Source organism: Coleofasciculus sp. G3-WIS-01 (genome assembly GCF_040223135.1).
Taxonomy (GTDB): domain Bacteria; phylum Cyanobacteriota; class Cyanobacteriia; order Cyanobacteriales; family Coleofasciculaceae; genus Coleofasciculus.
In genome coordinates, this window is the sequence record NZ_JAVJZI010000183.1 from 105579 (window position 1) to 118006 (window position 12428).

Sequence of the window (12428 nt, forward strand, 5' to 3'; positions counted from 1 at the left end):
CCCTTTATACCCCCCTTTATACCGCCCTTTATACCGCCCTTTATACCGCCCTTTATACCGCCCTTTATACCGCCCTTTATACCGCCCTTTATACCCCCCTTTCAAAGGGGGGCAAGGGGGGATGGGGGCAAGGGGGGATGGGGGCAAGGGGGGATGGATAGAGGTTATCCCAATCTCATGAAAAGTCAAATAAATGCTAAACAAAATACAGTGAAATAATCCCTTATTTATTCCTTGTTCCTTTTAGTTAATCAAGAAAAATGACTCAATTACTCAGCAAAAGCCAATCCTTTCCCCTATCCCCCATTCAACAGACTCATTGGTTTCTGTATCAGTTAGCTTCCCAGGGACTTCATGATAAACGATCCATCGGCTTGCGGATTCAATCTCCGGTCGATCTAGACGCCATAGTCAGGGCGTTTCAACGATTAATTGATCGTCATCCCAGCTTACGGAGTACCTTCCGCGATCGCGACGGTCAATTGACTCAGGAAATCAGCGATACAATGACGGTGGATTTTGACGCGATCGATGTCTCTAACCAAAGTTGGCAGGATTTGAATACAACCCTGGTACAGATGGCGACTGTTCCCTTTAACTTAGAACAGAATTCCGGGTTACGGGTTAGGCTATTGAGTCGTTCCCAAACTGACCATATTTTGTTAATAACAGTTCATAAAATAGCCAGTGATCAAGAATCTTTATTTATCTTAATCGATGAATTTTTAATTCTTTATAGCGATTCCCTGACTCTTAATGGAGAGAATTCAAAGCCTCCTCTCTATAACCCCCCTTATACCCCCCTTATACCCCCCTTATACCCCCCTTATACCCCCCTTTCAAAGGGGGGCAAGGGGGGATGGAGGCAAAGAGGGATGGAGGCAAAAAGGGATGGAGGCAAGGGGGGATGGGGGCAAGGGGGGATGGATAGAGGTTTTCCCGATTCCGTGAAAAGTAAGCTGAATCAGTCTAATCAAAACTGGGTACAGCTAACAACCCATCATTTAAATCCTGCCCAATCCGAACAACTTAAAACCTATTGGCACAACAAATTAGCCGGAGAGTTGCCTGTATTAGACTTACCAGGAAGTGCGACTCGTCCCCCATTACGCACCTATAAAGGTTCTGCTTGTCAATTGAAACTTGATCAGAACATAACCCAAAATCTCAACCAACTAGCACAGCAATCAAAGGTTTCTCTGGATACGGTTCTTCTCACGGCATTTAAAGTATTGCTTTACCGCTATACCGGAGAATCTGATATTTTAGTCGGCATCCCGAATAGTCCCCGAACTCAACCGGAATTTGCCAAAATAGTTGGGGATTTCAGTAACGTAACGGTTACCAGAGATGAAATTTCTGGCAATCAAACCTTCGCTGAAGTTCTCCAACAAGTGCATCAGACGGTTACTGAAACCAAAGATTATCAAGACTATCCCTTCCCCCGATTAGTCAAAGAATTACCGTCCGCGTCTAACTTGAGTCATTCCCCGATTTGCCAAGCCTCATTTACGTTTCAGAATTGGCAGTCATTGTCAACAATTTCTCAATTACTTGAGGCAACGGTTAATAATCAGCTAACTCAATGCGGTACACTAAAAGTTAGCTACTTTCAACTCCCTCAGCACAGCGTCGAATTTGACATCAGCCTAGAGATTATTGAATTAACTGATTCCTTGCTGATTTCTCTTCAATACAGCAGCGATTTATTCGACGCTGATACAATATCCCAGATTATCCAGCATTACCAGAATTTACTGACCGCAATTATCACCAATCCCAACCAACCTGTGGGTCAATTACCTGTGCTGAGTGACGCTGAACAACAGCACATTTTACAGGATTGGAATGCCACCCAAACCGATTATGATTTATCTCGCTGTCTGCACCACTTCATTGAAGCCCAAGTCGAGAAAACCCCTGATGCTATTGCTGTCATCTTTGAATCGGAACAATTAACCTATCGAGAGTTAAATACTCGTGCCAATCAACTCGCCCATTACCTGCAAAAATTAGGCGTAAAACCCGAATCTTTAGTCGGGATTTGTGTCGAACGTTCCCTAGAAATGGTTGTGGGACTCTTAGCAATTCTCAAAGCTGGAGGGGCTTATGTTCCCATTGATCCGAGTTATCCAGTTGACCGCATTGCCTACATGCTGGCAGATTCCCAAGTTCCGGTATTACTCACTCAAGAACCCTTAGTTCCGCACTTACCTAAATCCACCGCCCAAATAATCTGCTTAGATACCCAATGGGAAGATATTGTCGCAGAAAATAACCACAATCCTGATAGCACGATTCAACCGGAAAACCTAGCTTACGTTATTTACACCTCCGGTTCAACAGGTAAACCTAAAGGGGCGATGAACACCCATCGGGGAATTTGTAACCGTTTGCTATGGATGCAACAAACCTATCAACTGACACCCGAAGATTCTGTCCTCCAAAAAACTCCCTTTAGTTTCGATGTTTCCGTCTGGGAATTCTTCTGGACATTAATGACGGGGGCTTGTTTAGTTGTGGCTAAACCGGGGGGACATCAAGATAGTCTATATTTGGTTAATCTAATCACCCAGCAGCAGATTACCACACTGCACTTTGTCCCCTCCATGCTGCAACTTTTCTTAGAAGAACCCAAAGTCAACGGTTGTCAATCCCTAAAGCGAGTGATTTGCAGTGGCGAAGCCTTACCCTTTGACCTCCAAGAGCGTTTCTTTTCTCGGTTAGACTGTGAACTCCACAATTTATATGGTCCCACCGAAGCCGCTATTGATGTCACCTATTGGCAATGTCAACGAGACAGTAATTCAAGCATCGTTCCCATAGGACATCCGGTGGCAAATACCCAAATTTATATCCTTGATCCCTATTTACACCCGGTTCCCATTGGCGTTCCCGGTGAAATTCATATTGGCGGCGTACAAGTCGCCAGAGGATATCTGAATCGTCCCGAATTAAGCCAAGAAAAATTCATTGCTAACCCCTTTCAAAACCAATCCCGACAGACATATCATGGGTCAAAATTGTATAAAACCGGAGATTTAGCCCGTTATCGTCCCGATGGAACAATTGAATACCTACGCCGCATTGACCATCAAGTCAAAATTCGCGGCTTCCGTATCGAACTCGGAGAAATTGAAAATGCCTTGACCGAACATCCGCAAATACGGGAAGCCGTCGTCATTGCCAGAAACGAGAAATCGGGGGGGAAACAGTTAGTCGCGTATTTAGTATCAACTCAAGAAAAACCCACTCCCCGTACCTTACGTAGCTTCCTCAAAGAAACCCTACCCGATTACATGATTCCTGCTGCTTTTGTCAGCTTAGACTCTTTACCGCTAACGCCAAATGGTAAGGTCAATCGTCGCGCTCTTCCTGCACCTGACCCCGCCAGTTTTGGTGGAGAAACGACATTTATCGCCCCTCGGAATTATCAGGAACAACAATTAGCGAAAATCTGGTCAGACTTACTAGACATCGACCAAATCGGCATCAATGACAACTTCTTTGAACGTGGTGGTCATTCCCTATTAGCCCTGAAATTAATGGGAAAAATTCAGCAACAGTTTGGTCAAACATTGCCATTAACCACTCTGTTTATGAGTCCCACGATTACCGAATTAGCTAATGTTATCAGCCGTTCCGAGGTTCAGTCCTATTCTCCAATCGTACCCATTCAGCCTCAGGGAACCAAACCCCCATTTTTCTGTGTCCATCCCGCCGGCGGAAATGTACTATGTTATCTGAAGTTATCGGATTATCTAGGTACAGACCAACCCTTTTATGGTTTACAAGCCCAAGGGTTTAATCAGGGGGAGGAAACATTAACTCGGGTTGAAGATATGGCACATCTCTATGTCAAAGCCATCCGAGAGGTGCAACCCGAAGGACCCTATCAAATTGGTGGTTGGTCATTTGGTGGAGTGGTGGCTTATGAGGTTGCCCAGCAGTTACAGAAACAGGGTCAAGAGGTCAGTCGGCTGGCTATTTTAGACTCTTGGGTACCGATTATACTGGATCAAGGGAAAAAGATTGATGATCATTACTTAGTGGGGGTTTGTTCCCGCGTATTTGGGGGTATGTTTGGTCAAGATAATTTAGTTTCCCCCGATGAATTAAAAGGATTAACAGTTCCCGAACAAATCGACTACATTCTCGCTAAAGCGCAACAGGTTGGAGTTTTTCCCACTGAAGGCAATCAGGAACAAAATCGGCGTATTTTAGATGTATTGGTGGGAACACTAAAAGCCACGTATGCCTATAAACGCCAGCCATATCCCGGAAAAGTTACCGTTTTCCGGGCGCAGGAGAAGCATTTACACGCCCCTGATCCTCAATTAGTTTGGGTGGAATTGTTTGCTATTTTAGATGCGAAAGAGATTGACGTGATTCCAGTTCCAGGACATCACTATTCGTTTATTCTGGAACCTCATCTGCGCGTTTTGGCAGAACGTCTTGCTGCTTTCTTAAGCTAGTCTTCTCCTCGTTCCCAGGCTCTGAGAAGGGAATGCCCTTGGGAAAGGAGATTATAATCATGAGTACCAGATTTTTCCCATCCAGTTTTGCATCTGTCGGTGTGGTGTCTGTAATTTCTCTAGCCTCTATAGGCTTAGCTGGCGCACCCGTAAACGCACGGAAATTGGCAACGAACTTCAAGGCGGAGAATCCGGTTTAGAAGCGGAGACTGATAACGAACTTCGAGGCACAGAATCCGATTTTGAATCAGAAACTGCTCCTGAATTGGGAGTCGAGTAATAGGAATTTGCAGAAGAGGAAGGGTTGCTCATGAAAAAAGCTTGACTTTGGTCAACCCACAGGTAATGCAGGCGGACAGATTTGCTGTGGTGCGATCGCGCTCCTCGGGTCATAATTTTAGGGAAGCTCCCCCAGCTTCCCTTGATCATGCCCTTATTCCTGCATCCCAGAATACAATAGTCGGGCAAATAAACGAGCGCCATCATCATGCTTTAACTCATCATAAGTTGGAGGATGACTGTGACTAATATCCCGTAGATCTTGGAGGAGTTCTGGATGGAATTGACAGGTAAATGAACGACGGATCACTTTGCTCTCGAAATCTTTGTAGTTAATACAGGTTGCTGAACATTCTGTCACTACTTCCGTTTCGTCAGCCGTTGAACAAAGGATTTCCACAGCAAAAGGAAGCTGCATTAACCAGGATAAGGGACTCCCGGCTAAAATATGCCGATGGGAGATAATCGCATCATGAAGTAGTCGATCTGCCCAATTCGCAAATAAAATCGCTTCCTCATTCACTTCATCGGAGTGGAACATGGAAATATTCAATTCATGTTCATACTCAATCGACGTATCGATCACCCCTTCAAATTCATCCGCCGTCACCTCATGGGCGATAATCAAGTCTTCGGGAATATCCGATGTGTCGCTATCAGGAGATTCATAATGCCATAACTGACGATAGCCCACTTCTTTCTTTTCATTGGGACCGACGGCAAATTCGGGATAATCCCAGTTTTTGGCAATCAGGTGTCCGTTTTTCTTCTTCACCTGTAGAGTAATCCCCACCTGTTGAATATGCTGGCAGACTTTTTTCAAAGACTTTAGAGCTTTGCCCTTGCGATCGCGTGCCAGATACTTTAGGCTGGATACCTCATCCACTGCTCGTGTGACATCCTCCTACACCAAATCAGAGATTATGGTGTAGGCTTCCAACATCGCTGTTAGACATTGCTGCCCTACGCCACTTATCTAGGCTAAAAGCCCCCGACAGCCCGACTTGACAGCCAATTTCTTTCCCCCAGAGTCCCTGGGTACTCAGTTGCTCATAGCCTCGGTTACAAATTTCTTGTGCTGAGGCTATATCTCTATCGAGATGGTATTTACATTCTGGGCAACTGTGCCACCTATCAGACAGTTCTTTTCTGACTTCGATGCGGCAATTTGGACAAGTTTGAGATGTACCTCGGTGGTCAACTTCAGCGACGTAAACACCGCGTTGCTTAGCCACATAGTAGAGAATATCCCTGAACTGACCAAAACCTGCGTCAACTGTATGTTTGCCCAGAAAACCCCTTGCCATAGTTCGGAAATCGATAACGCTCCGTGCGCCCGATTTATAGCAGAAAGCAAGAAATTTTCTTCGTGATTTGCTTAAACCTTCGCTTCTTCCAGCATCAGCTTAGACCGCTTAAGCTGTTCGGGAACCGGAATCGGATAATCTCCGGTGAAACAAGCCGAACAGAAGGTATTAGCATTGTCTTGAGTCGCCAGCATCATACCTTCCCAACTCAAATACGCCAAGGAATCCACACCAATTTGTGCAGCGATTTCATCAACCGACTTGGTTGCCGCAATAAGCTGGTCTTGAGAATCGGTATCAATCCCATAAAAACACGGATGAGTCACTGGCGGTGCAGAAACGCGCATGTGAACCTCAGTCGCCCCTGCATCCCGTAACGCTTTGACAATCTTCCGACTCGTGGTTCCCCGGACAATCGAATCGTCCACAATAATCACTCGCTTACCCATAAGAACATCTTTCAAAGGATTCAGTTTCATCCGAATCCCCGACTCTCGCATAGTTTGCGTCGGTTGGATAAAAGTGCGCCCCACATAGCGATTTTTAATCAACCCCTCGGCGTAGGGAATTCCCGACTCCTGAGAAAAGCCAATCGCCGCAGGTACACCCGAATCCGGCACCGCAATCACAATATCTGCCTCAGTTGGTGCTTCTTTTGCCAATTGACGCCCCAAACGCAGCCGATAGCTATAGATGCTTTCATCCTGCATCACGCTATCCGGTCGGGCAAAATAAATCATTTCAAAAATACACAGCTTGCGTTCTGGCTTACGACTCCAGTGGAACGACGCCATCCCGGCTTCTGTAATCCAAACTAATTCTCCAGGTTCGACATCCCGCAAGTATTCTGCACCAATAATATCTAACCCACAGGTTTCTGAGGCTAAAACATAGCGCACCGGATTCGTACCTAAGGTACCAATCACTAAGGGACGCACGCCATGGGGGTCACGCACTCCCATCATCCCCTCTGGTGTACCAATCACCAAACTATAGGCGCCTTGACAGAGGTTAAACGCACTAATCGCCCCGTCTAGCCACTCCTTCCCTTGATCCACTTCAGCACCGATTGCAATGGCAATCATTTCAGAATCTGTCGTGGTGACAAACTCATCATAGTTGCGGTTTTGTAAATTTGTTCGCAACTCGCTGGTATTGACCAAGTTACCATTATGTGCTAAAGCTAAAGAACCTAAGCGGGTATTCACCACAGCAGGTTGGGCATTGACAACCCGACTCGACCCGGTTGTCGAGTAACGGGTATGACCCACCGCTATTGTTCCGGGCATTTGGTTCAAAATCTCTTCGTTAAAGACTTGGGAGACAAGTCCCATATTCTTATAGAGATGCACCTGTTCTCCCTCAAAGGTGGCAATCCCCGCTGATTCTTGACCCCGATGTTGCAGGGCAAACAAACCAAAGTAAGTTAGCTTCGCGACATCTTCTTCCGGTGCATAGATACCAAAAACCCCGCAAGCTTCTTCAGGTTTGTCGGGGCGTTGGCTGACAATCTGATCAGATTCAGCAGGATTGGGGGTAGAGGAGTGGGGTGGCTGGAGAATCATGGGTATTAGCTTACTCCTGATAGTGGCAGTCAGTTCGACTTGTATTAACGCAAATCAAGCGGGAATCGTTAATTAAACTTAACGATTCCTTAACAATATCATTAATTTGGGAATCATGGATCATGCCTCATGGATCATTCATCAGCCGCGACTGCCTCAACACGACTATAAGCGACGTTATCGGGCTGAAGATTGGACTTTAGCTTGTTCCCAGAAAGAGCAGATATCGGGGAATCAGAAAGACTACTGGATCTAGATGTCCATGTTGATCTGCCCGTACAATCTGTGTAGAGACTTTCCCTGGCGCGTCTCTACATAATGTCGTTTCTCCTAAACCTGTCAAGTTCTGATAAGTTAAATGATTCTTTCTCCCAGAATGGTTTAAATTTTTCAATCAGGCACAGCTCTCAACAAAACTTCATGATTGCTCGTTTTTTACCTTTTTTTGAGAAAAAACTACGAATTTTAAAGGCTTACGGCGATTGTGAGGAGATTGTGCGATGTTCCGGTATACTATTTATGGTGGGTATTTTTTGGGTAAAAATAAGATCGACACAGCTAAACCCCTTGAATTTTCGTAAAACTTTGTATAACTCCTGGTTTTCGTCTCACTCCCTATATCCCGTTGAACCCATGTATTTTGTTAAACTTACAATAAAAATTATTACCAAGCATTGACAAAAGCAGATATTACACATATATAAAGAAGGAATGGCACATGCTTAGATTCCTGATCACAGCTAAATATCCTAACGTATGTGCGTAGTGCTATAATTTGTGTTTCATTTTTATTTAGTCTTCAATAGTCCAATTTTTCCGATTTACCCCCGTTTTTAGCGATGTAGTGTTTTGTGCTTAAACTTGAAGTGCGGAATGTGGGCAAATAGCTGTAACCAAGATTGCCTGATCAAATTAAATGCATTACAATAAACTAAAAATATTAAATATAGATAGTGTTATGAAAATTGCCCTGGGTTCTGATAATCATGGATTTGACCTCAAACAAGAGGTGAAAAACCACCTACTTGACAAAGGGTGGGAAATCGAGGATGTAGGTGTCAGCGATCGCAATGCAGAAACACCTTATTATCAGACGGCTTCTTTGGTAGCCAAGCAGGTAGCGAATCACCAAGTAAATCGGGGTATTTTGTTCTGTGCTAGTGGTATGGGAATGGCGATTGTCGCCAACAAGCACCCGGGTATATATGCGGCGGTTTGTGAGAATGCTGAAGCTGCCCGTCTGTCCCGCTCTATCAACAACTCTAACATTCTGACTTTAGGAGGGTTAGTAACCACACCCCAGGTAGCTCAGGAAATTGTGGATACTTGGTTAAGCACTGAGTTTACACAGGGGTGGGAATTGTCTGTTCAAGAGTGGCTGCATAATTCGATGAAGGACATTGCCCAACTAGAGACACAAAAGTTCGCTCAACTAGACCGCGATTGAGGAACTGCTACCTGCTCAAACCCAGAAATACAAACGATTCTATGGAAGATACATCAACCTCTAGCTGTATCAATCCTAAATGAGTGGAGACAGTTTGCAAATAAGTGAAGTCCATATACATATCCCGACATGATAGATGGTAATTTGGCAAAAGAAGTACTTGTTCCCGAATATCTCCTAGCAAGTAAAGCGATTTATGACACCATAAATATCCCTTTTGGCACTAGGCAATGGCAGTTGCTTTTATTAGCTGATGGCTATGCCTTACTTTCCGGTTCGCATGATTATTCTCAAGATACTGTAGAACGGTTTCTCCATATCTTAATTTGGAATAAAAAACCGATTATTATAGACGAAGCGAACGCCGCTACAACCGAGATTATCCGGGAATTTTATCGACGATATAGACGGATGGAAATTATCGAGGTCAAGGATCTAAACGCTTCGGTATTCGATCCCTACATGTCCCTTGAAAATTCATCGTCAGATCGTCATGTTTTCGCCATACTACCGCATAAATACATTCGTCGCCGCGTGCTTCATCAACACGATCAAGAGTATGGGCTTTTTGTCGGACAGAATACCCTAGCTCAACAATCTATACATATTATTGGGATTGCTCCGATCAGAGCTATGCTCACTCAAGAGGCGATCGCACTGATGGCTCAAGCTCCCCTAATTCTCACCTTTGATTTTGTGTATGAACTCATCAAAGATGTCGGACTGCAAGGAGAACTCCATATACTAGAGTATGATTGGGAAAGGTATCAAGTCAATATCGATCGCATCAACCAAAAGTTAAGCCAGCTTCATATTCAGGGGTATTATGATATTACCCTAATTGTTGAGGGGAATCCTGAAGTTTACGATCTCTTATCCTACTTGGGATTAGCCTATCGTACCTATCGCTTCGAGGTCATTGCTCCTGCGGTCGTGTTGTGTTGCGCATGGATTACCCAGCATTATGGAATTGATATTACTGAGCCGAGCTATGTCATTGTCTCCGGTTATAACGCACGTCACGGAATTACGACTCAACATTTGGCACTAGAATTGGAAGCTTATCTGTGCTTAGATATTACTTGTTTGATTATTGAGTTATACAGTGGCGATCTCCCCTTGATTTTTAAGCAGGTGTTTGTTGCAAAACGTCCAAAAACAATTATTATTATGATGAATATGTTTACGGATGAACAACAAATCTTTATGCTTTCTGGCAAAGATATTCAACGTGTTGCGTGGGCTGAACGGATTAAGGGGAAGTTTACCAGTATTGCGATTGTTGATCAAGAACGTTTACAACGAAAACCATCCATCTATGCACAGTTATTAAATGATTTTGCTCCCGATCAGGAAAGTAGTAATTTGGAGGTTAAGGTATGATTCCCTTTAAATATTTCACCCTTGACGATCAAGCGTACATTATAGAAGCATCTCGTCGTGTGAGGTATGCCAAAAATGATGTGGTGGTCTCACAAGGAGAGAAGGCTAAACGAGGGCTGTTTATAATTAGTTCCGGAATTGCTCGGGTTGAGATCAATGGAGTAACGATTGCTCGCTGTGGTCCTGGCTCGATTTTAGGGGAATTAAGTTTCCTAGAAGAGTCAGGAGCAAGTTCATCTATCATCGCCAACACAGAATTAGAAATTGACATAACGGAAGGCGATATGATTGATAATTTCTGCGCTTCTGTTCCCGGGTTCGCCACTCGTTTTTACCATTCATTAGCAAGCCTCATGGCACAACGCATCCGAGAAAGGATAGATGGGTCATTCTTAAAAACCAATAACGCCCTATCAGCAAGACGAGTTCAACGTACAGGTCACGTTGGTTTCACTCTTTCACCAGAAATTATATCGGGGGTTGCAGCATTTAAGGCAGAAATGGAGTCCATTGCCCAGATTATCCAAAATGGGCTTCCTAATCAGACACTTCAAGACCAAGTTACCAATGCCTGCAATGCCCTTCATCATTTGCTGACACAACATATACATGCCAATCCCGGACAAGCAGCCGGGATTGGAGCTTATATATTTCGGCAAAGTTTTCCATATTTGATGCTGAGTTATGCAAATGATAAAGCCTATACAAAGCCACTTGGTTATCAGGTAGATTACGAACTCCTTAACTATATTTGTGAGGGCATTCCTCATGGTGATAGTCCACTTGGACAGATGATTGATGAATGGGTGCTTCGACTTCCTTTTATGAATTTACTCCGAAAACGAGGCAAGGAGATGGCATCTTGTCTATTCAAATTCGCTCAGGAATGGGAAAAAGATATCGCCCTACCGATTACTGTCCTTGGAATAGGGACTTCGCCAGATGTTTTGGCGTTTGTCACTGACAATTACACATTGCCCATGAATGTTACCTGTATCGATATGGATGCACGGGGCTTTTCGATTGTTAAGAAACAGCTTGAGGTATTAGGAAATCAGCTATCTGTCTCTTTTGTGCAAGACAGCGTACTCCAAGTCTATCAAGGGAATAGCCGAGTATTGATTGAACCACAAAAAGCCATTTTAGGGGCGAATATTCTACATTACCTTGATGATAACGACGTCGTCGAATTACTCAACTGGATATACGAAAAATTATTGCCAGATGGCGTTGTGATTTTGGGACAAATATCTGAAACAAACCCTGATCGTGTTTACCTTGAATATATTCTTGAATGGTCGTTTTATCATCGAAAGCAGGAGGTATTAAAAGACTTGTTCGCTCGGTCAAAATTTCGCTATTCCCATATAGAATTCCATTCCGATGGGATTCTACTAATTTTGTCTTGTCGTAAGCGGGTTGAGTAAGAATGTTTGAGTATTGGCGTAAAGCGAGATGAATTAAGGCATCTAAAAAGGACACTTTGAACAGGAAATAAAGTATTTTATCCCCCTTCAGTGGGGAGTCTAAAGACTAAACTTGACTGAAGCTATTTTATCTCAATCCAAGGAGGAACAATATGATGAAAATTGCCCTAACAAACTTGCCGCCAGAACAGGGAGAGCGGATTGCTCGTTTACTTGTAGAAGAACACGTTGTAGCCTGTGTCAACCTGTATCCGATCCAGAGCCTGTATTTTTGGAAAGGAGAAGTTCGTTTGGACGCAGAAGTCACATTGATGATGAAAGTCTCAACAGAAGGAGTAGAGCGTTTGAAACATCGCCTCTGTGAGCTTCATCCCTATGAATTGCCGGAGTTTGTTGTTCTTGAGATTGATAACGAGGCTTCTCTGCGTGAGTATGTCGAGTTTGTTCGAGATCAAACCCACCTCTCATAAACTGAATTAGATAATCCTAACCTTCCAGCTAGGTATAATCTCAGATCTTGCACCATTCTCAATAAAGTTCTACAA

General features: G+C 44.0%; 9 protein-coding genes and 1 pseudogene. 7 read left to right on the forward strand and 3 right to left on the reverse strand.

Annotated elements, in window-relative coordinates; translation table 11 throughout:
- Window positions 1-260: 260 nt before the first annotated feature.
- On the forward strand, window positions 261-4475 hold the full coding sequence (locus RIM23_RS18440; protein ID WP_446368602.1) for an amino acid adenylation domain-containing protein: 4215 nt from the start codon (window positions 261-263) through the stop codon (window positions 4473-4475).
- Window positions 4476-4534: 59 nt separating this feature from the next.
- Window positions 4535-4675 carry a hypothetical protein gene (locus tag RIM23_RS18445; protein ID WP_446368603.1) on the forward strand — a complete coding sequence of 47 codons (141 nt, stop codon included), beginning with the start codon at window positions 4535-4537 and terminating at the stop codon, window positions 4673-4675.
- 233 nt (window positions 4676-4908) lie between these two features.
- Here RIM23_RS18445 and RIM23_RS18450 read toward each other — a convergent pair whose 3' ends face one another.
- From RIM23_RS18450 to purF, 3 genes and pseudogenes are all read right to left on the reverse strand, one after another.
- Window positions 4909-5640: a hypothetical protein gene (locus RIM23_RS18450; RefSeq protein ID WP_446368604.1), complete on the reverse strand. Its 732-nt coding sequence runs from the start codon at window positions 5638-5640 to the stop codon at window positions 4909-4911.
- Window positions 5641-5668: 28 nt separating this feature from the next.
- Window positions 5669-6076, reverse strand: a pseudogene (locus tag RIM23_RS18455) (zinc ribbon domain-containing protein); the annotation flags it as partial.
- 56 nt (window positions 6077-6132) lie between these two features.
- Entirely contained in the window at window positions 6133-7626 is a 1494-nt protein-coding gene (gene purF, locus RIM23_RS18460) for an amidophosphoribosyltransferase (protein ID WP_446368605.1), read from the reverse strand.
- 115 nt (window positions 7627-7741) lie between these two features.
- On the opposite strand from purF, the gene RIM23_RS18465 reads away from it, so the two are divergent.
- The 5 genes from RIM23_RS18465 (at window position 7742) to cutA (ending at window position 12353) form a co-directional block, all read left to right on the forward strand.
- The gene (locus RIM23_RS18465; protein ID WP_446356745.1) at window positions 7742-7882 is read left to right on the forward strand and encodes a hypothetical protein; all 141 of its coding nucleotides are present in this window, start codon (window positions 7742-7744) and stop codon (window positions 7880-7882) included.
- Between the two features lie 702 nt (window positions 7883-8584).
- Window positions 8585-9073 (forward strand): RpiB/LacA/LacB family sugar-phosphate isomerase, encoded by a 489-nt coding sequence (locus RIM23_RS18470; RefSeq protein WP_446368606.1) that lies wholly within the window; start codon window positions 8585-8587, stop codon window positions 9071-9073.
- A 129-nt stretch (window positions 9074-9202) separates the two neighbouring features.
- Window positions 9203-10456 carry a hypothetical protein gene (locus RIM23_RS18475; RefSeq protein ID WP_446368607.1) on the forward strand — a complete coding sequence of 418 codons (1254 nt, stop codon included), beginning with the start codon at window positions 9203-9205 and terminating at the stop codon, window positions 10454-10456.
- Window positions 10453-11883: a Crp/Fnr family transcriptional regulator gene (locus RIM23_RS18480; protein WP_446368608.1), complete on the forward strand. Its 1431-nt coding sequence runs from the start codon at window positions 10453-10455 to the stop codon at window positions 11881-11883. The genes RIM23_RS18475 and RIM23_RS18480 overlap by 4 nt, the downstream gene beginning before the upstream one ends.
- A gap of 152 nt (window positions 11884-12035) precedes the next feature.
- The gene (gene cutA / locus RIM23_RS18485) at window positions 12036-12353 is read left to right on the forward strand and encodes a divalent-cation tolerance protein CutA (protein WP_446351336.1); all 318 of its coding nucleotides are present in this window, start codon (window positions 12036-12038) and stop codon (window positions 12351-12353) included.
- Window positions 12354-12428 lie beyond the last annotated feature (75 nt).

What these genes read in the sequence shown, in the direction of transcription:
- RIM23_RS18440 (WP_446368602.1), top strand. Translation starts at nt 261, where the DNA reads ATGACTCAATTACTCAGCAAAAGCCAATCCTTTCCCCTATCCCCCATT.
- purF (WP_446368605.1), bottom strand. Translation starts at nt 7,626, where the DNA reads ATGATTCTCCAGCCACCCCACTCCTCTACCCCCAATCCTGCTGAATCT.
- RIM23_RS18475 (WP_446368607.1), top strand. Translation starts at nt 9,203, where the DNA reads ATGATAGATGGTAATTTGGCAAAAGAAGTACTTGTTCCCGAATATCTC.
- RIM23_RS18480 (WP_446368608.1), top strand. Translation starts at nt 10,453, where the DNA reads ATGATTCCCTTTAAATATTTCACCCTTGACGATCAAGCGTACATTATA.
- cutA (WP_446351336.1), top strand. Translation starts at nt 12,036, where the DNA reads ATGATGAAAATTGCCCTAACAAACTTGCCGCCAGAACAGGGAGAGCGG.
- RIM23_RS18470 (WP_446368606.1), top strand. Translation starts at nt 8,585, where the DNA reads ATGAAAATTGCCCTGGGTTCTGATAATCATGGATTTGACCTCAAACAA.
- RIM23_RS18445 (WP_446368603.1), top strand. Translation starts at nt 4,535, where the DNA reads ATGAGTACCAGATTTTTCCCATCCAGTTTTGCATCTGTCGGTGTGGTG.
- RIM23_RS18465 (WP_446356745.1), top strand. Translation starts at nt 7,742, where the DNA reads ATGGATCATGCCTCATGGATCATTCATCAGCCGCGACTGCCTCAACAC.